General features: G+C 67.4%; 15 protein-coding genes. 9 read left to right on the plus strand and 6 right to left on the minus strand.

Annotated elements, in window-relative coordinates; all coding sequences use genetic code 11:
- The first annotated feature begins 142 nt into the window (after positions 1-142).
- From AB5T46_RS05600 to infA, 3 genes are all read left to right on the plus strand, one after another.
- Positions 143-1,282: a GNAT family N-acetyltransferase gene (locus AB5T46_RS05600; RefSeq protein WP_370562873.1), complete on the plus strand. Its 1,140-nt coding sequence runs from the start codon at positions 143-145 to the stop codon at positions 1,280-1,282.
- A gap of 159 nt (positions 1,283-1,441) precedes the next feature.
- On the plus strand, positions 1,442-2,203 hold the full coding sequence (gene aat, locus AB5T46_RS05605; protein WP_370562874.1) for a leucyl/phenylalanyl-tRNA--protein transferase: 762 nt from the start codon (positions 1,442-1,444) through the stop codon (positions 2,201-2,203).
- A gap of 92 nt (positions 2,204-2,295) precedes the next feature.
- A complete protein-coding gene (gene infA / locus AB5T46_RS05610) occupies positions 2,296-2,514 on the plus strand; it encodes a translation initiation factor IF-1 (protein WP_149193507.1) in 219 nt (72 codons plus the stop codon).
- A 186-nt stretch (positions 2,515-2,700) separates the two neighbouring features.
- Here the strand turns inward: infA and clpA are convergent, their stop codons facing one another.
- Both clpA and clpS read right to left on the minus strand, forming a co-directional pair.
- Positions 2,701-4,980, minus strand: a complete 2,280-nt coding sequence (gene clpA / locus AB5T46_RS05615; RefSeq protein WP_370562875.1) for an ATP-dependent Clp protease ATP-binding subunit ClpA — start codon at positions 4,978-4,980, stop codon at positions 2,701-2,703.
- Between the two features lie 82 nt (positions 4,981-5,062).
- Positions 5,063-5,389: an ATP-dependent Clp protease adapter ClpS gene (gene clpS, locus AB5T46_RS05620; RefSeq protein WP_149193509.1), complete on the minus strand. Its 327-nt coding sequence runs from the start codon at positions 5,387-5,389 to the stop codon at positions 5,063-5,065.
- 289 nt (positions 5,390-5,678) lie between these two features.
- Here clpS and AB5T46_RS05625 point away from each other — a divergent pair, with 289 nt between their 5' ends.
- The 4 genes from AB5T46_RS05625 (at position 5,679) to acnA (ending at position 11,250) form a co-directional block, all read left to right on the plus strand.
- Positions 5,679-6,158 (plus strand): NUDIX hydrolase, encoded by a 480-nt coding sequence (locus AB5T46_RS05625; RefSeq protein ID WP_370563106.1) that lies wholly within the window; start codon positions 5,679-5,681, stop codon positions 6,156-6,158.
- 184 nt (positions 6,159-6,342) lie between these two features.
- Positions 6,343-7,503, plus strand: coding sequence for a tRNA 2-thiouridine(34) synthase MnmA (gene mnmA, locus AB5T46_RS05630; protein WP_370562876.1), 1,161 nt, complete (start codon positions 6,343-6,345; stop codon positions 7,501-7,503).
- Positions 7,503-8,102: a high frequency lysogenization protein HflD gene (gene hflD, locus AB5T46_RS05635; protein WP_370563107.1), complete on the plus strand. Its 600-nt coding sequence runs from the start codon at positions 7,503-7,505 to the stop codon at positions 8,100-8,102. The genes mnmA and hflD overlap by 1 nt, the downstream gene beginning before the upstream one ends.
- A gap of 376 nt (positions 8,103-8,478) precedes the next feature.
- The gene (gene acnA / locus AB5T46_RS05640) at positions 8,479-11,250 is read left to right on the plus strand and encodes an aconitate hydratase AcnA (RefSeq protein ID WP_370562877.1); all 2,772 of its coding nucleotides are present in this window, start codon (positions 8,479-8,481) and stop codon (positions 11,248-11,250) included.
- Positions 11,251-11,650: 400 nt separating this feature from the next.
- On the opposite strand, the gene AB5T46_RS05645 is transcribed toward acnA, so the two are convergent.
- Complete coding sequence (locus AB5T46_RS05645) at positions 11,651-12,127, minus strand: nuclear transport factor 2 family protein (protein WP_370562878.1); 477 nt, start codon at positions 12,125-12,127, stop codon at positions 11,651-11,653.
- 151 nt (positions 12,128-12,278) lie between these two features.
- On the opposite strand from AB5T46_RS05645, the gene AB5T46_RS05650 reads away from it, so the two are divergent.
- Together AB5T46_RS05650 and AB5T46_RS05655 are read left to right on the plus strand one after the other, a co-directional pair.
- A complete protein-coding gene (locus tag AB5T46_RS05650; RefSeq protein WP_370562879.1) occupies positions 12,279-13,955 on the plus strand; it encodes a long-chain fatty acid--CoA ligase in 1,677 nt (558 codons plus the stop codon).
- 254 nt (positions 13,956-14,209) lie between these two features.
- Entirely contained in the window at positions 14,210-15,091 is an 882-nt protein-coding gene (locus tag AB5T46_RS05655; protein WP_370562880.1) for a crotonase/enoyl-CoA hydratase family protein, read from the plus strand.
- 5 nt (positions 15,092-15,096) lie between these two features.
- On the opposite strand, the gene AB5T46_RS05660 is transcribed toward AB5T46_RS05655, so the two are convergent.
- The 3 genes from AB5T46_RS05660 to lysS all read right to left on the minus strand — a co-directional run bounded on the left by AB5T46_RS05660 (position 15,097) and on the right by lysS (position 20,045).
- Positions 15,097-17,277, minus strand: coding sequence for an ATP-binding protein (locus AB5T46_RS05660; protein WP_370562881.1), 2,181 nt, complete (start codon positions 17,275-17,277; stop codon positions 15,097-15,099).
- Between the two features lie 7 nt (positions 17,278-17,284).
- Positions 17,285-18,418, minus strand: a complete 1,134-nt coding sequence (locus tag AB5T46_RS05665; RefSeq protein WP_370562882.1) for an HD domain-containing phosphohydrolase — start codon at positions 18,416-18,418, stop codon at positions 17,285-17,287.
- Between the two features lie 94 nt (positions 18,419-18,512).
- Entirely contained in the window at positions 18,513-20,045 is a 1,533-nt protein-coding gene (gene lysS / locus AB5T46_RS05670; RefSeq protein ID WP_370562883.1) for a lysine--tRNA ligase, read from the minus strand.
- Positions 20,046-20,119 lie beyond the last annotated feature (74 nt).

Here is a 20,119-nt window from a genome sequence, read left to right on the forward strand (position 1 = left end):
AGCTCGCTCCGCTGCTCCCGCCTCCGGAGTCCGCGCAGCCGAGCAAGCTCGGCTCTACAGGAGGCTCTGAGCCGGCGCAGCCGGGCAAGTCAGCGTCCGGCGGCGAAGGGCCCGTCGCTCCTTCCACTACCGCCCGCTCCCGATGACCACGCCGCGCCTGCACACGTCGCTCGAGGATCTTCCTGCCGCCGCCTGGGACCGGCTGCACGACGGCCGCAATCCCTTCGTGTCGCACGCGTTCCTGTCCGGCCTGGAGCGGCATGGCTGCCTGCGCACGGACTGGGGCTGGACGCCGCATCATCTCGTCCTGTGGGACGGCGACGAGCCGGTCGCCGCGGCGCCCGGCTACCTGAAGGACAACTCCCACGGCGAGTTCGTCTTCGACCATGCCTGGGCGCACGCCTACGCCCGCTACGGCCGCGACTACTTCCCCAAATGGCTATTCGCGGTGCCCTATTCGCCGGTCACCGGCCCGCGCCTGCTGGCGCGCGACGACGCGGCCCGGCACGAACTGCTTGCGGCGATCGTCGAGAACGCGAGGCGAGCCGGACTGTCGTCGGCCCATGTCAACTTCCACGTCGCGGCCGAGGACGCCGCGTTCGACGACGACTGGCTGCCCCGGACCGACGTGCAGTACCACTGGCGCAACGATGCCGGCTGGCGGGACTTCGAGGCGTTCCTCGCGGCGATGAACCACAAGCACCGCAAGAACATCCGGCAGGAACGCAACAAGGTGGCGCGCGCTGGCGTGCGCTTCCGCATCCTGCACGGCGACGAGGCGGACGAAGCCGACCTCGCCGCGATCCATGGCTTCTACCTGCAGACCTTCGCCGAATACGGCAACCCGCCGGCGCTGACCCTCGACTTCGTGCGGCACCTGGCCGCGACGATGCCGCGTGCCCTGGTGCTGATACTCGCCGACCTGGACGGGGCGCCCATCGCCGGCGCGCTGTGCCTGCGCGGCGGCGACGCCCTGTACGGACGCTACTGGGGCAGCACGCGCACGGTCCCGGGGCTGCATTTCGAGACCTGCTACTACCAGGGGATCGACTACTGCCTGCGCGAAGGCCTGCGGCGTTTCGAACCCGGCGCCCAGGGCGAGCACAAGATCGCCCGTGGCTTCCTGCCGACGCTCGTGCGCAGCCGCCACTGGATCGCCGACCCGGTGTTCGCCGAGGCGCTGCGGCGCTGGTGCGACGAGGAGGCGGCCTCGGTGCGCGGCTACAAGGCCATGCTCGATGCGCACTCGCCATTCAAGGAGCAGGTTTTGGCCGCGGATTGACGCGGACGAACGCGGATAATGCCAACATCATCATGCCCGCAAAGCGGGCATCCGATGTCTTTCGCCACGGACCGGCCAATTGGAGGCGCTGGATGCCCCAATATCGCTGCTGGCTTTATCCGCGTTCATCTGCGCGAATCCGCGGCCAAAGAATCCACAATGAAACCGATGCGCCTGCCGACCCTGCTGCCTGCCGATCCCGAGGCGCCGTTCCCGCCGGCGGACTCGGCGCTGCGCGAACCGGACGGCCTGCTGGCGATCGGCGGGGACCTCTCCCCCACCCGCCTGCTCAACGCCTACCGCCACGGCATCTTTCCCTGGTATTCGGACGGCCAGCCGATCCTGTGGTGGTCGCCCGATCCGCGCATGCTGTTCCGTACCGACGGCGTGCGGCTGTCGTCGCGGTTCCGGCGCGGGCTGCGCCGGAGCACGTGGACGCTGCGCGCCGACACCGCCTTCGCCGCGGTGATCCGCGCCTGCGCCGGGACGCCCCGGCCCGGGCAGCGCGGCACCTGGATCACCACCGGGATGGAGGCGGCCTACCTGGAGCTGCATCGCCTGGGCCACGCCCACAGCGTCGAGGTGTTCGCTGGCGCGCACCTGATCGGCGGCATCTACGGCGTCGCGCTCGGGCGGATGTTCTTCGGCGAAAGCATGTTCAGCGGCGCGTCCGGCGGCTCCAAGGTCGCACTGGCGGGCCTCGCCCGGTACCTGCGGGGCCGGGGCTGGCCGCTGATCGACGCCCAGGTCGAAAATGCGCACCTGGTCCGGCTGGGCGCGCTGACGCTGCCGCGGGCCCGGTTCCTGGCGGAGGTCGGCACGCTGACCGGGCAGCCGGGGCCGAGCGGCAGTTGGGCCGGCGCCTTCGGCTGCCAAGCGGCTTCCGGACTCGCGGCGTCCGCCGCCCTGGCGCAGGATTAACGGAAATTTTGCGCCACGGGTATGCGCGTGGCAGAATGATGCGCTTTTTCGAGGGCGGAAAATCTTCCCCCCTCCCCAACCGAACAGGACGCATGGCGAAAGACGACGTCATAGAATTCGAAGGCACCGTTTCCGAGACCCTCCCGAACACCATGTTCCGGGTCAAGCTCGAGAACGGCCATGAGATCATCGCCCATATTTCCGGGCGGATGCGCAAGCACTACATCCGCATCCTCACCGGCGACAAGGTCAAGGTGGAAATGACCCCCTACGACCTCACCAAGGGGCGCATCACCTATCGCATGAAGTAGCCGGGAATAGGGATTGGGGAATCGGGAATCGGGAATCGCAAGAGCCTGGCTCACATGGATTCCTCGAAGACCGTCGAATGACGGCACCTTGGCAGTCATCTCGCACACCAGCACAATCCCGGGCACTGCCCGGGATCGTGCTTTCTGCTGTTGCGATTCCCCAATCCCGATTCCCTATTCCCGGCTCTATCCCACCGTCGCCGGCAACAGCTTCTCCGGCTCCGGGTGCGCCTCCACGAACAGGTCGTCGTCCCTGACGTCGACGCTGACGCGGCCGCCACCGGCCAGCTTGCCGAACAGCAGTTCGTCGGCCAGCGGGCGCTTGATGCGGTCCTGGATGATCCGTGCCATCGGCCGCGCGCCCATCTGCGGGTCGAAGCCGTGCCGGGCCAGCCATTCGCGCGCGGCCGGCGTGGCGTTGACGGTCACGTTCTTCTCGTGCAGCTGGCTCTCCAGCTCGATCAGGAACTTGTCGACCACGCGCAGGATGTGGTCGAACGCCAGCGGCTGGAACTGCACGATCGCGTCCAGGCGGTTGCGGAACTCCGGCGTGAAGCCCTTGCGGATCGCCTCCATCGCGTCGGTGCTGTGGTCCTGGCGGGTGAAGCCGATGCTGCGGCGCGCGGCCTGGGTGGCCCCGGCATTCGTGGTCATCACCAGGATCACGTTGCGGAAGTTCGCCTCGCGGCCGTTGGTGTCGGTGAGCACGCCGCGGTCCATCACCTGCAGCAGGATGTTGAAGATGTCCGGGTGCGCCTTCTCCACCTCGTCCAGCAGCAGCACGCAGTGCGGCGTCTTGACGATCTTCTCGGTCAGCAGCCCGCCCTGGTCGAAGCCGACGTAGCCCGGGGGCGCGCCGATCAGGCGGCTCACCGAATGCGACTCCATGTACTCGGACATGTCGAAGCGCACCAGCTCGATGCCCAGCTGCAGCGCCAGCTGCCGGGTGACCTCGGTCTTGCCGACGCCGGTGGGACCGGCGAACAGGAAGTTGCCGATCGGCTTGTCCGGGTTGCCCAGGCCGGAGCGGGCCAGCTTGATCGCCGAGGTCAGGGTCTCGATCGCGGGATCCTGGCCGAAGATCACCATCTTCAGGTTCCGCTCCAGGTGTCCCAGCACATCCTTGTCGGAGGCGCTGACCTGCTTGGCCGGGATCCTGGCCATCTTGGCCACGATGGTCTCCACTTCCTCGACGTCGATCAGCTTCTTGCGCATGTCCTCTGGCAGCAGCCGCTGGCGCGCGCCGGCCTCGTCGATCACGTCGATCGCCTTGTCCGGCAGCAGCCGGTCGGCGATGTGCTTGACCGAGAGGTCGACCGCGGCCTGCAGCGCGTCGTCGGCATAGGTGACGTCGTGGTGCGCCTCGTAGCGCGGCTTGAGGCCGCGCAGGATCTCGTAGGTCTCGCCGGTGGTCGGCTCGACGATGTCGACCTTCTGGAAGCGCCGTGCCAGGGCGCGGTCCTTCTCGAACACGCCGCGGTATTCCTGGAACGTGGTCGAGCCGATGCAGCGCAGCTCGCCCGAGGCCAGCGCCGGCTTGATCAGGTTCGATGCGTCCATGGTGCCGCCGCTGGCGGAGCCGGCGCCGATGATGGTGTGGATCTCGTCGATGAACAGGACCGCGCCGTCGTGCTTGCGGATCGCCGCCAGCACCGCCTTCAGGCGCTTTTCGAAGTCGCCGCGGTACTTGGTGCCTGCGACCAGCGCGCCGAGGTCGAGCGAGTAGATAGTGGCTTCCGCCAGCACCTCCGGCACCTGGCCGTCGACGATCCGCTTGGCCAGACCTTCGGCGATCGCGGTCTTGCCGACGCCGGCCTCGCCGACGTAGAGCGGGTTGTTCTTGCGGCGCCGGCACAGGATCTGGATGGTGCGCTCGATCTCGTCGGCGCGCCCGACCAGCGGGTCGATCCGGCCCTCGCGGGCCATCGCGTTGAGGTCGGTGGCGTATTCGGCCAGCGCATCGCCCTTGGCGTCGCCGCCTTCCCCCTGCCCGGCTTCCGGCTCCTCGCCGGACGGCGCGGGATCGCCCTCGCCGGCCTTGGCGATGCCGTGGGACAGGTAGTTGACGACGTCGAGCCGGGCCACGTCCTGCTGGTTGAGGTAGTAGACCGCGTGCGAATCCTTCTCGCCGAAGATCGCCACCAGCACGTTGGCGCCGGTGACCTCCTTCTTGCCGGAGGACTGCACGTGGTAGACGGCGCGCTGCAACACGCGCTGGAAGCCGAGCGTGGGCTGGGTGTCGCGGCCGTCGCCTTCGTCGAGCTTGGACACCGTGGTGGCGATGGCCTGCTCGAGGTCCGAACGCAGGCGGTGGAAGTCGGCGCCGCAGGCCTTGAGCACCGCCTCGGCGGACGGGTTCTCCAGCAGCGCCAGCAACAGGTGCTCGACCGTCATGTACTCGTCGCGCGCCTCGCGGGCACGCTTGTAGCACTGGCCGATGGAGTACTCGAGATCCTTGCTGAACATGGGGCGGATGCCTCCTGGAATGTCTACAGCCCTAGGTGGGGGCCGGAACGCCTGGTTTCCATGGCTGCCCCTTGCTGACGTTTTAGGCCTTTTCCATCGTGCAGAGCAAGGGATGCTGATTGAGCCTTGAGTATTCGTTCACCTGGGCGACCTTGGACTCGGCCACCTCGCGGCTGAAAACCCCGCATACGCCGCGCCCGCGGGTGTGGACGTGGAGCATGACCTGGGTCGCCCGCTCCAGGTCCAGCGCGAAGAAGCGCACCAGCACGTCGACCACGAAATCCATCGGCGTGTAGTCGTCGTTGAGCAGGATTACCGAGTACAACGGCGGGCGGGCGGTTTCGGGCTTGCCGGTCTCCACGGCGACGCCGTGGTCGCGTTCGTGTTCGGGTTCGTTCTTTCGGGCCATGGCGCAATTATACGGAGCGCGTATACGGAGCGCGCGCGCAGGATTCGTGGACGGAAAGCGTCCACGGGCCCAGAATGGAACGCTGTATTCCCGTGAACCGGCCAATGATCGACAGATCCCGTCTCGCGCTGCTGCCCTGCTCTCCGGCCTGCCGGCCGCGGCCCCGGCCCATGCCGAACCGCCCGCCGACAACGACGCGGCCGGCCGCGAGATTGTGCTGTCGGCCGCCACGGAAATCGCCGACGGCCGCAAAACCGAGTTCGGCGGCGATGCCGGCGAGCCGCAACCCGTGACCTATCGAGAAGGCCGGTTCTGGCAGCCCGATGTCACCGTCGCCACGGTGGTGGTCCGCGACGGCCGCCTGCTGTGCGTGGAGGAGCGGGTCGGCGGCGTCCTGGTGCTCAACCAGCCGGCCGGCCACCTGGAACCGGAGGAGAGCCTGCTGCAGGCGGCGCTGCGGGAGACCCACGAGGAAACCGCCTGGACCGTGCGCCTGACCGCCTTCATCGGCGCCTACCAGTGGCGGGCGCCGGCCGCGCCGGACGGCAGCGGCGGCCGCCACTACCTGCGCTTCGCATTCGCCGCCGAGCCGGTCGTCCATGATCCGGCGCTCCGGCTCGACGACGGCATCGTCCGCGCCCTGTGGATGACACCGGCCGAGTTGCGGCAGGCGCAGGACCGGCATCGCAGCCCTCTGGTCTGGCAGGTCGCCGCCGACTTCCTCGCCGGCCGCCGTCACTCGCTCGACCTGCTGCAGCAACTGGCATGAAGGCACCGCGCACGCCCCCCCTTCCATCCGCCCGGCCCTCGGGCACAGCCCTCGGGCGTTCTTCGGCGCGCGGGGCAGTGCCCCGCAAACGCGCCTCATCACCCCCCGCAAGCGGGGGAGGTGAGTTTGCGCCGAGCAGGAGCCTCATCAGTGACATGCCGGCAAACCTGCGGCATACCGCCTCATGAACGCACGAATTATCGTGGGCATGTCCGGCGGCGTCGACTCGTCGGTCGCCGCCCTGCTGCTGCGCAACGCGCGCGAATCCGTGGCCGGGCTGTTCATGCAGAACTGGGCCGACGACGGCAGCGGCGACTGCCGCGCCGAGGACGACCGCCGCGACGCCGTCGCGGTCTGCGGCCGGCTCGGCATCCCGATCCACTTCCGCGATTTCTCGGCCGAGTACTGGCAGGAGGTGTTCGAGCACTTCCTCGCCGAGTACGCCGCCGGCCGCACCCCGAACCCGGACGTGCTGTGCAACCGCGAGGTGAAGTTCAAGCACTTCCTCGACGCCGCCCGCGAGCTCGGCGCCGAACGCATCGCCACCGGCCACTACGCGCGCATCGACGCCGGCGACGATGGCTGGCGCCTGCTGCGCGCGCGCGACCGCGACAAGGACCAGAGCTACTTCCTGCACCAACTCGGCCAGGCGCAGCTGGCGGCAACCGCCTTCCCGCTCGGCGACCTGCCTAAGCAGGACGTGCGCACGATCGCGCGCGACGCCGGGCTGTCGACCGCGGCGAAGAAGGACTCCACCGGCATCTGCTTCATCGGCGAGCGCGACTTCCGCAGTTTCCTGGCGCGCTACCTGCCGGCCCGTCCCGGCGAAATCCGCACGCCCGACGGACGCGTCGTCGGCGAGCATCCCGGCGTGTTCTATTTCACCCTCGGGCAGCGCGAGGGATTGCAGCTGGGCGGCGTGCGCGGCTTCGCACCGGCGCCGTGGTATGTCGTCGGCAAGGACGTGCCGGGCGACGTCCTGGTCGTCGACCAGCAGCGCGACAGCCGCTGGCTGATGTCGACGACGACGCACACCGAGGCCGCGCACTGGATCGCCGGCGTCCCGCCCGCGCAACGCTTCGCCTGCACCGCGCAGACGCGCTATCGCCAGCAGGACCAGGCCTGCGAAGTCGCCGTTGCCGCGGACGGCAGCCTCGAGGTCGCGTTCGCGCAGCCGCAGCGCGCGGTCACCCCCGGGCAGTCGCTGGTCCTCTATCGCGGGGATATCTGCCTGGGAGGCGCGGTCATCGCCGCCACCGACGCGCCGTGCGGGTACGGCCCATCGGCGTCAGCGGCTACCATGGGCGCCGCCCCCACCCCGATCCGGAGCAAGACCCAGGCATGATGCACGAACGCGTACTCGCCCTCGCCGGACTGGCGCAGGCGCTCCGGCAGGTCCGCCGCATCGCCGAAACCGGACAGGCGGATGCCACCGTGCTGCAGACCGCGCTGGACAGCGTGTTCCGCATCGATGCCGCCTCCGCCGAGGAGGTCTACGGCAGCGTCGACGCCCTGCGCCCCGGCTTGCGCCTGCTGCGCGACTACTTCAACGGCCAGGGCGACGACGAACAGTTGCCGAAGCTGGCGCTGTCGGTCACCCAGCTCGAACGCAAGTTCGTCGCCGACGCGGACATGCCGCAGCGCGTGCACGACGGCATCACCGCCGCAAGCGCCGACGCCGCACGGCTCGGCAGCACCCATCCGGAGGTGCTGACGGCGCTGGGCGGCCTGTATGCGGACACCGTCAGTCACCTGCGGCCGCGCGTCATGGTGCAGGGCAATCCGCACTATCTCGGGCAACCCGACATCGTCGCCGAGATCCGCGCCGTGCTGCTCGCGTCGTTGCGTTCGGCGGTGCTCTGGCGGCAGATGGGCGGCAGCGTATGGGACTTCCTGCTGCGCCGCAGGCAGATGCAGCAGGCGGTGGAGAGCGAACTGGGTTGAGCCCCCTTGCTGCCAGCCGTTACCGCCCCGGTTGACGTGCACTCGATAAGCGCTTTGACGCGGATCAACGCGGATAACGCCATTGCAAAGAACGCTTGATCCGCTTTTGTCCGCGTTGATCCGCGTCAAAGGTGCTTCATCCACTGCAGCTGCAAGCACCTTCGTCGGCAACGGCCGCCACCATCACCCGCAAATGACGCAGGCCGTATCAACATCGATGGCGACCGCAAGTGCCTCGGGCACCGGCGGTCCGCAGGATTGCCGGTGCCGGCGCGGCTGCGTAAGGGGCCTGTTTCGGGCATAATTATGCGGCTCAGCCGGCGCGGTTTCGTCGCAGCCCGCCGCCCTCCCCCTGCACCAGCCACGGAGCCCCCTGATGGCCGACTCCTTCGCCACCCGCGCCCGCCTCGACGTCAACGGCAAGTCCTATACGTACTCGAGCCTGCCCAAGCTCGGCGAGCGCTTCGACATCGCGCACCTACCCTATTCGATGAAGATCCTGCTGGAGAACCTGTTGCGCCATGAAGACGGCGTGACGGTGAACGCGGATCACATCGAGGCGGTCGCCAAGTGGGATGCGGCGCGCCAGCCCGATACCGAGATCGCCTTCATGCCGGCACGCGTGGTGCTGCAGGACTTCACCGGCGTGCCCTGCGTGGTCGACCTGGCGGCGATGCGCGACGCGGTCACCCGGCTCGGCGGCCGGCCGGAACAGATCAACCCGCAGATCCCGTCGGAGCTGGTCATCGACCACTCGATCCAGGTGGACGTGTTCGGCCGTGCCGACGCACTCGACCTCAACGGCAAGATCGAGTTCGAGCGCAACAAGGAACGTTACGGGTTCCTGCGCTGGGGCCAGAAGGCGTTCGAGAACTTCAAGGTGGTGCCGCCCAACACCGGCATCGTGCATCAGGTCAACCTGGAGAACCTGGCACGCGTGGTGATGGCGCGCGAGCTGTCCGACGGCAACGGCGGGAACGAACTGTGGGCGTTCCCGGACACCGTGTTCGGCACCGACAGCCATACCACGATGATCAACGGCATCGGCGTGCTCGGCTGGGGCGTGGGCGGCATCGAGGCCGAAGCCGCGATGCTCGGCCAGCCGTCGTCGATGCTGATCCCGCAGGTGGTCGGCTTCAGGCTGAGCGGCAAGATGCCGGAAGGCGCCACCGCCACCGACCTGGTGCTCACCGTCACCCAGATGCTGCGCAAGCACGGCGTGGTCGGCAAGTTCGTCGAGTTCTACGGCGACGGCCTGGCGCACCTGCCGCTGGCCGACCGCGCCACCATCGGCAACATGGCGCCCGAGTACGGCGCCACCTGCGGCATCTTCCCGGTCGATGCCGAGGCGCTGAGCTACCTGCGCCTGTCCGGCCGCAGCGAGGAACAGATCGCGCTGGTCGAGGCCTACGCCAGGGCGCAGGGGCTGTGGCACGAGCCGGACCAGCCGGAAGCGAGCTACTCGGCCACGCTCGAGCTGGACCTGGGCCAGGTGAAGCCGTCGCTGGCCGGTCCCAAGCGCCCGCAGGACCGGGTGCTGCTGGAGGACGTCAAGGCCAACTTCAACGAGAACCTGGGTCCGCTGGTGGCCAAGCGCAACGGCGGCCAGGATCAGCAGGTGGAGGGTTTCAGGGAGGAAGGCGGCGCCCAACCGCAGGCCGGCGCGCTGGCCGCCAAGCCGGTCTCCAGAATCATCCTAGACGACGGCGAGCACGAGCTGGCCGACGGCTCTGTGGTGATCGCGGCGATCACCTCCTGCACCAACACGTCCAATCCGGCGGTGATGCTCGGCGCCGGCCTGCTGGCGCGCAACGCCGCCGCCAAGGGCCTCAAGGCCGCGCCATGGGTCAAGACGTCGCTCGGCCCGGGCTCGCTGGTGGTGACCGACTACCTGAAGAAGGCCGGCCTGCTCGACGAACTGGAGAAGCTCGGCTTCTATCTGGTCGGCTACGGCTGCACCACCTGCATCGGCAACTCCGGCCCGCTGCCCGAAGAGGTGTCCAAGGGCATCGCCGAGAACGACCTCGCCGTGGCCGCGGTGCTGTCCGGCAACCGCAACTTCGAGGGGCGCATCCACGCCGAGGTGAAGATGAACTATCTCGCCTCGCCGCCGCTGGTGGTGGCCTACGCGATCGCCGGCACGGTCGACATCGACCTCACCAACGAGCCGCTCGGCCACGACTCCGACGGCCAGCCGGTCTACCTGCGCGACATCTGGCCGAGCAACAAGGAGATCGGCGACACCATCGCGGCCACGGTCGGTCCGGAGCTGTTCGCGCAGAACTACGCCGACGTGTTCAAGGGCGACAATCGCTGGAACGCGATCGCCTCGCCCGAGGGCGATCTGTACGAGTGGGACGAAGCCTCGACCTACATTAAGAACCCGCCCTACTTCGACGGCATGACCATGGACGTGGGCGGCATCGACGACGTGCACGGCGCGCGCGTGCTCGGCCTGTTCGGTGATTCGATCACCACCGACCACATCTCGCCGGCCGGCAACATCAAGCAGGATTCGCCGGCGGGCAAGTTCCTGGTTTCGCGCGGCGTACAGCCGGCCGACTTCAACAGCTACGGCTCGCGCCGCGGCAACGACGACGTGATGGTCCGCGGCACCTTCGCCAACATCCGCATCAAGAACCTGTTCTTCGGCGGCGAGGAAGGCGGCAACACCCTGTACTTCGGCAAAGAGCCGCCGGAGAAGATGCCGATCTACGACGCGGCCATGAAGTACCAGGCCGACGGCGTGCCGCTGGTGGTGTTCGCCGGCAAGGAATACGGCACCGGATCCTCGCGCGACTGGGCCGCCAAGGGCACCAACCTGCTGGGCGTCAAGGCGGTGATCGCCGAGAGCTTCGAGCGCATCCACCGCTCCAACCTGGTCGGCATGGGCGTGCTGCCGCTGCAGTTCCGCGACGGCGAGAACGCGCAGTCGCACGGGCTGGACGGCTCCGAGACGATCGACGTCACCGGTCTCGACGACGGCAAGGCCCGGGCGGCCACCGTCGTCGCCCGCAAGGCGGGCGGCGAGGAAAAGCGCTTCGAGGTCGACGTGCTGCTGCTGACGCCGAAGGAGGTGGAGTACTTCCGCCATGGCGGCCTGCTGCATTACGTGCTGCGCCAGCTGGCGGCGAAGCAGAACGCCTGACCGGCCTTCAGGCAGGCGGAAGCCCGGCCCGCCGCAGCGCGGCGGCCGTTCGAAGGAACCGCGCGGCTGTGCCGCGCAAGCGGTTCCTTCTCACCCACCATGGCGGCCTGCTGCATTACGTGCTGCGCCAGCTGGCGGCGAAGCAGAACGCCTGACCGGCCTTCAGGCAGGCGGAAGCCCGGCCGGCGGCGCTGCCTGGCCGACCGGCTGCTCCGTAGAGCGGAGCTTGCTCCGCTGCTTCCGGCTCCGGAGCCTACGTAGCCGAGCAAGCTCGGCTCTACGGAACGCGGGACGAATCGCCGTTGCCGCCCGCGCAGGTCGTTCGGCCGATGGATGGACGCGATTCCGCCATGCTGCGCCTCCGTCAGCCGGACGCATGATGGCGTCGAGGCGGGGCGACCTACCCGCCTTCGGCGGCGCCCACGGGCGTCCAGCGGATACTGGTCATGCGCCAGTCTCCGCCCACCAGGCGCCATCCGGTCTCGACCTGGTAAACGCGGGCGGCGTCCGGAAGCAGCCGCCCGGAACCGGCAGTCAGCGCCGCGCTGAAGCGCACGGTCGCGCGCTCGCCATGCAACGTCGCCTCACGCGGCCCCAGCGTCACACCGACGGCGTTGTGACGCATGAAATGGAGCGTCGCCAGACGGCGGGCGGCGGCGCGGTCCATGCCTTCCGGGCCGATGAAGTCGTCGGCCAGCCATTGCTGCAGGGCGCCGGCGTCGCGCGACTCGATCGCCTCCTCCATGTCGTACACGGCCTCGCGAAGCGCCTGCTCCGGCGGCGGCCTTGCACAGCCGGCCGGGCCGAGCACGGCCGCCGCGCACAACCAGCCGGCGAGCGCGAACGCCGTCCTCCGTTTGCACGCCATTGCCTGCATCCCGCCTCCTGTCCCCGTATTCCGCCGTGAGATTAGCGCGCTGCGTGCGGCGGCGCAGCCGTCTTGCCAGCCTCTAGAGCCTATGCTCCAATCCAGACACAACGCACACGGCGCGCTACAAGCGCCGGTCGACAATCAGGGAGGGGACCGCATGACCATCGAACGCCCGTGGTTGCAGCACTATCCAGCCGGTGTTCCGTCGGAAATCGACGTCGACGAGTTCCCATCGATCACGGCCGTGCTGCAGAGCGCGATCGACAATTTCGGCGATCGCCCCGCCTTCTCCAACCTGGGCAAGACCCTGACGTACCACGAGATCGACACCCTCAGCCGCCAGTTCGCCGGTTACCTGCTGGGCGAGCTCAAGCTCAAGAAGGGCGACCGGGTGGCGATCATGATGCCCAACTGCCTGCAGTATCCGATCGCGACATTCGGCATCCTGCGCGCCGGCCTGACCGTGGTCAACGTCAACCCGATGTACACCGTACGCGAGCTCAAGCACCAGCTGGCCGACTCGGGCGCCAGCGTCATCCTGGTGCTCGACAATTTCGGCGACACGGTGCAGAAGACGCTGGTCGACACGCCGGTCCGCCAGGTGATCGCCACCGGCCTGGGCGACATGCTGGGCTTCCCGAAGGGCACGATCGTCAACTTCGTGCTGAAGTACGTCAAGAAGATGGTGCCCGATTACGACATCCCGGGCGCGATCCGTTTTCGCGACGCCCTGACGCTCGGGCGGATGCATCCCCTGCCCGAGGTGTCGATCGCCACGGACGATATCGCCTTCCTGCAGTACACCGGCGGCACCACCGGGGTGGCCAAGGGCGCGATGCTGACCCACCGCAACATGGTCGCAAACATGCAGCAGGCGGCGGCCTGGATCGGCAACGATCTCGAGCTCGGCAACGAAACCATCATCACCGCGCTGCCGCTATATCACATCTTCGCGCTGACGGCGAACGGCCTGGTCTTCATGAAGCTCGGCGGACACAACTACCTGATCACCAATCCGCGCGACATGCCTGGCTTCGTGAAGGAGTTGAAGGGGGTGAGGTTCACCGCGATCACCGGCGTCAACACCCTGTTCAACGGCCTGCTCAACACTCCCGGCTTCGACCAGATCGACTTTTCCCCGCTCAAGCTCACGCTGGGCGGCGGCATGGCGGTGCAGCGCGCGGTGGCCGAGCGCTGGAAACAGACCACCGGCGTGACGCTGGTCGAGGCCTACGGCCTGACCGAGACATCGCCGGCCGCCTGCATCAACCCGATGAACCTGACCGACTACAACGGCGCCATCGGCCTGCCGGTGCCGTCGACCGACGCCTGCGTCAAGGACGAGGACGGCAACATGCTGCCCACCGGCGAAGTCGGCGAACTGTGCATCAAGGGCCCGCAGGTGATGAAGGGCTACTGGCAGCGTCCGGAGGACACCGCCAAGGCCATCGACGCCGACGGCTGGCTGCACACCGGCGACATGGCGAAGATGGACGAGGACGGCTTTTTCTACATCGTGGACCGCAAGAAGGACATGATCCTGGTCTCGGGCTTCAACGTGTACCCGAACGAGGTCGAGGACGTGATCGCGATGTTGCCGGGCGTGCTGGAAGTGGCCGCGGTGGGCATTCCCGACGAGAAATCAGGCGAGGTGGTCAAGGTGGTGATCGTCAAGAAGGACCAGAGCCTTACCGCCGAACAGGTCAAGGCGCACGCCCGCGAGAACCTCACCGGCTACAAGCAGCCACGGGTGGTGGAGTTTCGCAAGGAACTGCCGAAGACCAACGTGGGCAAGATCCTGCGCCGGGAATTGAGGGACTCTCCCCAGTCCTGACCCGGCACTTGGTGGCACCGAGGGGTCTTTCCGGTCTTGGACGCCTGCCGTCAAGAGCGCCTAGCCATGGACGCCGTGGACCGGCTTTTTTTTGGGCTCCTGGAGACGCAAACTGCTTGCAGTTTGACCGTTTTCGGCGCATAGAAGGGGCCAACCGGGCATTCGTCACACTTTCTTTGGCCACCGGTCAAGCCTCCGACTGCCCGGCTCCCACCCTTCTCCCACCCTTCTTCTCCACCCGCAGGGGACTTCAAATGAACAACGTCGAGAAACTGCATCGCACCCGCGCATATCCCAACATGCGCGTCGAATCGGATCCTGCCGACCACACGCACTGGATGTATATGCATAGTGACTTGGCACCGGGTTCCCGGCCCTGCTTCCATCCCGGCCTGATGACCGACATGTGGAGTTTCCTCAATTCGATCACCTTGCGTGACAACCAGCGCGAACCCGGCAAGCTGCGTCATGTGGTAATCACATCCGATGCCGACGCCTTCAATCTCGGCGGCGATCTCGAGTTGTTCGCGCAACTGATCCGCAAGGGTGACCGTGAACAACTGCTGGCTTACGCCCGCAAATGCGTCGACGGCGTCTACCATATCCACAACGGACTGGGCGGCGACGTACGCACGATCGCGCTGGTGCAAGGCGATGCGCTTGGCGGCGGACTGGAGCTGGCCCTGTCCTGCCACACCATCGTGGCCGAAAAAGGGGTCGGTATGGGCCTGCCGGAAGTCCTGTTCGGCCTGTTCCCCGGAATGGGAGCCTACTCGTTCCTAAGCAAGCGGGTTTCCCCGCAGCTGGCCGAGAAAATCATCCTCGAAGGCAATATCTACAGCAGCGAGGAAATGCATGCCATGGGCGTGGTGGACATCCTGGTCCCCAAAGGCGAAGGCGAATCGGCCGTCGAGGACCTGCTCCGCCGCCAGCGCCGCGCCGCATATGCCCATGTCGCGCTGAACGCGGTGAGGAACATTGCGCAGCCGGTCGGCTACGACGAATTGATGGGAATCACCGAAGTCTGGGTCGACACCGCTCTGGCGCTAGGCGATCGATCGCTCAAGACCATGGACCGTATCGCCCGGGCGCAGGCCCGCCGTACGTATTCGGCCAGCGCAGCCTTCGGAAGCTGATCCAGTCAGGGTTCCCGGCCATGGTCGCGCGTGGCGATGGAATGCCCGCGCGCACCGATCGCGCTGCGGCCAAGTTCGAAGTCGTGGCGTAGTTTTTCCAGGCGCGACTTCCATTCCCGGCGCACCTGCCATTCGGCCAACCGCATCAGTTCGCCGCTGGAGTCGCACAGGCGCACCAGGCCAACATTGCTCGCGACGCCCTTCAGCGCATGGGCATGGTCACGCAGGGCATCCCAGTCGCCCGCATTTCCGGCGCTGTCGATGTGCTCCAGACAACCGGCCGCGTCGTCCAGGCATTGGCTGATGAACTTGGTCACGAAGTCCTGGCCCATTCCAAGCGCACCCAGTTCCTCGAGAACTGCCGGATCGAATACTCCTTCCCGAATGGAGGCGGAGGCATCCTGGTGATTCGTCGCCGGCGCCCCGTCCGCACCCGCCTGGCGGGCGCCCGGATTGGCGATGTCCGCGACCAGGTCGAGCAGCTTCCCGGCGACGACCGGCTTGGCCAGAAACGCGTGCGCACCTGCACTCTTGCAGCTGGAGATGGCCTCCGGCGTGACGTCCGCGCTGAGCACGATGACGGGCGTTCGCGGCGCGCCGGCCTGGATGGTGCGTAGGTTCCGCAACAGGTCAAGACCGCTCAGGCCAGGCATGTGGAGGTCGACGATGATCGCTTCGTAGTCATTCGCTTCGACCGCTTCGAGCACGTCTTCACCGTCGCTGACGCTGACGACGCCGTGCCCGGCCTTCTGCAACAAGCGCTCGAGCACCATGCGGTTTGCGGCGTGATCGTCCGCTATCAGGATCTGCATGCCGCGAACGCGCGCGCGATGGCGCAGGAATGGATCGCTGAAAGCGATGATGTTTTCGCGGGAACGGTCTGCGTCCTCGAATCCGGTCCGCACGGGCGACGCCGGGAGCGACGCCGACTCCGACAGCCCGAACGGCAACTCCACCCAGAATCGGCTGCCGGCGTGCTCGCGGCTCTCGAAGCCGATGCTGCCGCCCATCGCTTCGGTCAGCTTCTTGGCGATGCTCGTTCCCAGTCCGCTGCCTCCGAATCCGCGCGACAACGTGCCGTCCACCTGCTCGAAAGCATCGAACAGCCGTTCGCGAGCCGTTTCCGGAATGCCGATGCCGGTGTCGGTCACCGTGAACTTCAGCCGCACGCTGCCGCCGCCAGCCTCCGTCTGCTCGACATCCAGCCGTACGGAACCCCGCTGGGTGAACTTGACCGCGTTGCCGGCCAGATTGGTCAGCACCTGGCGCAGGTGCTCGGCATCGCCGCGCAGGCCGTCTGGAGTGCCGCGCGCGATTCGCGATTCATACGCCAGGCCCTTTGCGTCGGCGGTCGGCCGCAGCATCAGGTCGATGCCGTCCAACACCTCGCGCAGCGAGAACGCGTTGTTGCTGAGTTTGAGCTTGTCGGCTTCGATCGCGGAAATATCGAGCACGTCCTCGACCAGAGCGAGCAGGCTCTTCGTGGAAGCGCGTATGGTCGCGAGGTACTCGCGTTGCTCCGAATCCAGACGCGTGGTGGCGAGCAGTTCCGAGACGCCCGCCAGTCCGTTGAGCGGCGTGCGAAATTCATGGCTCATGTTGGCCAGAAAACGACTCTTCGCCTGATTGGCGCGCATCGCCTCCTGGGTAGCACGGGTCAGCGCCCTCAGCAGGCCCGAAAGGTAGAGCGGTATCGCAACCAGGCCCAGCAGCAGCCCGACGCCCAGGCTCCGGTTGACGTGCCAATAGTCATTGGCGACGAGCACGCTGCCGAAACTCAGCACCGCCGCCGCCATGGCGCCATAGAGGTATCGGTTGCCGTAGCGAAGGCCGTTGCCCACAGTGACCCACATGATGATCACGTAGACCCAGGCCAGCGGTCCGCCCATGACGATCATGGCCGCGCCCATCAGACCGTAATCGGACAACATGCCGATGATGCGGCGCACGTGCGAGATTCCGGGGTTCACCAGGATCGCGCCCAGCAGGCACGCCCCCACCGTGAAGCCGACCACGACCATCGTCATGACCGGTACGAATGCGGGCGAACGCACCCCGGCATAGTCGCTCCACAACAGATAGAGCAGCACGACGGAGAGTACCAGCAGGCGGACGGTCGCCTGGCCGTGCTCGCTGTCCGGTCGACCCGCGAGGCGGGACTTGGTCCATTCAACCAGAGTGGTCATGGCACGCTCACTGCAGGTCTTGACGGGCGGAAGTTCCATCGAAACGGCGGGAAATCTCCTCCAGCTTGTCCTTGTTCTTCATCAGCGCATCGACGCAGCGCGGGTCGAACAGCTTGCCGCTGTTGTCGCGGATGTAGTCCAGCGCCTCGTCGATCGTCCAGGCCCGCTTGTAGGGACGCAGTGAAATCAGCGCGTCGAACACGTCGGCGACCGCCACGATCCGCGCCTCGACCGGGATCGCCTCGCCGACCAGGCCGTCGGGATAGCCGCTGCCATCGTAGCGCTCCTGGTGGCGCAGCGCGATCGTGGCGCTGAGCTGAATGAAACGGTTCTGGCTGCCGCTGAGCAGGTCGTAGCCGATCTGCGGATGCTTGCGCATCAGCGCGGTCTCTTCCTCGTTGAGCGGGCCGGACTTCATCAGCAGGGCGTCGGGAATGGCGATCTTGCCGATGTCGTGCAGCGGCGCGGCCAGCTCGATCATCCGCACCTCGTCCTCGAACAATCCCATCTCGTCGGCGACCAGGCCGGCGATGTGGGCCACGCGCTCGAGGTTGGCGCTGGTGCCGGCGTCGCGGTAGGCAATGGCGCGCGCCAGGCGGGTCAGGGTCTCGCGCTCGCGTTCCTCGACCTCGTGCATGCTCGACAGCAACCGCTGCTCCAGCGACAAGGCGCGCTGCTTCACCGACTCCGAGTGCTGGCGCAGCTGCAGCAGATTGCGGCAACGCGCGCGCAGTTCGCGCGGGCGGATCGGCTTGACCAGGAAGTCGATCACGCCGGCGTCGAGCGCCGCCTGCCGGACCGGCTCGTCGCCCACCACCGTGACCAGCACGATCGGCACGTCGCGGTGCAGCAGCGGACGCCGGAAGCGACGCGCGAATTCGAGTCCGTCGATGCCCGGCATCCGATAGTCGAGCAACAGCAGGTCGGGGCGGTTGTCGTGACACCACTGCAGGGCCACCTGCGGGTCGCCGAAGTCGAGAACCGCGAGCTCGGGACTGATGTCCTCGAGGATGTGCCGCAGCATGGTGCGCGCGGATGTCTGGTCGTCGACGATGACGATATTCACATCGCAGTCTCGTTGGCCGGAACCGATCCCCCCGGACGGTTCTGGATAGTTGCCGGTCTCAGGGGTGGCAAGCAAGTCCCGTGCCTCACAAGTCCGCGTGAAATCGGGGCGTTCCTCCGTGGGGGAACGGAAATGACCGCGCCGTTGGGACAGCAGCTGACCGGCAGGGTCACACTTTGCCCTGCTCGCCCGGCTCGGGGCGCATGTACGGGAACAACAATACATCGCGGATCGAGGCCGAGTCGGTGAACAGCATCACCAACCGGTCGATCCCCACGCCCAGGCCGCCGGTCGGCGGCATCCCCACTTCCAGCGCGCGGATGTAGTCGGCGTCATAGTGCATGGCCTCGTCGTCGCCGCCGGCCTTGGCGGCCACCTGGGCCCGGAAACGCGCCGCCTGGTCCTCGGGGTCGTTCAGCTCCGAGAAGCCGTTGGCCAGTTCCTTGCCACCCACGAACAGCTCGAAGCGATCGGTGATGCCGGCTTCGGTGTCGGATTCGCGCGCCAGCGGCGAGACCTCGACCGGGTAATGGGTGATGAAGGTCGGCTGTACCAGCCCTGCCTCGACCGTCTTCTCGAAGATCTCCAGCAGCAGCTTGCCCCAGCCCCAGGACGGCATGAACGGGATCCGCAGCTGCTCGCAATGCCGCGCCAGGACATCGCGATCGCGGCAGTCCGCCGCGGAAATGCCGGGATTGAGCTCGCGCACCGCCTCCTCGAGCTTCCAGCGCCGGAACGCCGGCGCCAGGTCGATGGCATGGCCTTCCCACCGCAGCGCGGTGGTGCCGAGGGTCTCCCGGGCGACGTCGCGGATCATGGCCTCGGTCAGGTCCATCACCTCGTCGTAGCCGACATAGGCCTCGTAGAGCTCGAGCATGGTGAACTCGGGGTTGTGCCGGGTCGACACGCCCTCGTTGCGGAAGTTGCGGTTGATCTCGTAGACGCGCTCGAAGCCGCCGACCACCAGGCGCTTGAGGTACAGCTCCGGCGCCACCCGCAGGTACAGCTCCAGGTCGAGGGCGTTGTGATGGGTGACGAACGGGCGCGCGACGGCGCCACCGACGATGTAATGCATCATCGGCGTCTCCACCTCGAGGAAACGGCGGGCGTCCAGCCAGCGCCGGATCGCGGCGATGATGCGCGAGCGCTTGACGAACACCTCGCGCGCCTCCGGGGTGACGATCAGGTCCACATAGCGCTGGCGGTAGCGCTGCTCGACGTCCGCCAGCCCGTGCCACTTGTCCGGCAGCGGCCGCAGCGACTTGGTCAGCAGCCGCAAGGCGTCGACCTTGATCGACAGCTCGCCGGTCCGGGTGCGCATCAGCGTGCCTTCGGCCGCGACGATGTCGCCGATGTCCCAGCCCTTGAACGCGTCGTAGCGATCGCCCAGCGTCGCCGCCTGCAGGAACAGCTGGATGCGTCCGCTGACGTCCTGGATCTGGGCGAAGGCGGCCTTGCCCATCACCCGCTTGGCCAACAGGCGGCCCGCCAGCGCGACGCGGCGCCCGGTCGCCTCCAGCGCCTCTCCGGTCCACTGCTCCGCATCGGCGAACTCGGCCTGCAGGTCGCCGGCATGGTCGGCGCGGCGGAAGTCGTTGGGAAACGCCACGCCCTGCCCGCGCAAGGCCTTGAGTTTGCCGCGGCGCTCGGCGATCAGGGCGTTGTCGTCGGCGGGAGGCGGTGCGGAGGCGTGATCGGACATGGGAATGATCGAAGATTGTGGGAGCGATGGAAGTCGCGACTGCATTCCGTGGCACCCGGGTCGCGACTCCCGTC

It is taken from the genome of Luteimonas salinilitoris (assembly GCF_041300785.1).
In the GTDB taxonomy this organism is placed as follows: Bacteria; Pseudomonadota; Gammaproteobacteria; order Xanthomonadales; family Xanthomonadaceae; genus Luteimonas; species Luteimonas salinilitoris.

Excerpts from the sequence above, each read along its gene's own strand:
- lysS (WP_370562883.1), bottom strand. The coding sequence starts at position 20,045 with ATGTCCGATCACGCCTCCGCACCGCCTCCCGCCGACGACAACGCCCTG.
- infA (WP_149193507.1), top strand. The coding sequence starts at position 2,296 with ATGGCGAAAGACGACGTCATAGAATTCGAAGGCACCGTTTCCGAGACC.
- aat (WP_370562874.1), top strand. The coding sequence starts at position 1,442 with ATGAAACCGATGCGCCTGCCGACCCTGCTGCCTGCCGATCCCGAGGCG.
- clpS (WP_149193509.1), bottom strand. The coding sequence starts at position 5,389 with ATGGCCCGAAAGAACGAACCCGAACACGAACGCGACCACGGCGTCGCC.
- AB5T46_RS05600 (WP_370562873.1), top strand. The coding sequence starts at position 143 with ATGACCACGCCGCGCCTGCACACGTCGCTCGAGGATCTTCCTGCCGCC.
- AB5T46_RS05655 (WP_370562880.1), top strand. The coding sequence starts at position 14,210 with ATGAACAACGTCGAGAAACTGCATCGCACCCGCGCATATCCCAACATG.
- mnmA (WP_370562876.1), top strand. The coding sequence starts at position 6,343 with ATGAACGCACGAATTATCGTGGGCATGTCCGGCGGCGTCGACTCGTCG.
- AB5T46_RS05660 (WP_370562881.1), bottom strand. The coding sequence starts at position 17,277 with ATGACCACTCTGGTTGAATGGACCAAGTCCCGCCTCGCGGGTCGACCG.
- clpA (WP_370562875.1), bottom strand. The coding sequence starts at position 4,980 with ATGTTCAGCAAGGATCTCGAGTACTCCATCGGCCAGTGCTACAAGCGT.
- AB5T46_RS05645 (WP_370562878.1), bottom strand. The coding sequence starts at position 12,127 with ATGCAGGCAATGGCGTGCAAACGGAGGACGGCGTTCGCGCTCGCCGGC.
- hflD (WP_370563107.1), top strand. The coding sequence starts at position 7,503 with ATGCACGAACGCGTACTCGCCCTCGCCGGACTGGCGCAGGCGCTCCGG.
- acnA (WP_370562877.1), top strand. The coding sequence starts at position 8,479 with ATGGCCGACTCCTTCGCCACCCGCGCCCGCCTCGACGTCAACGGCAAG.
- AB5T46_RS05650 (WP_370562879.1), top strand. The coding sequence starts at position 12,279 with ATGACCATCGAACGCCCGTGGTTGCAGCACTATCCAGCCGGTGTTCCG.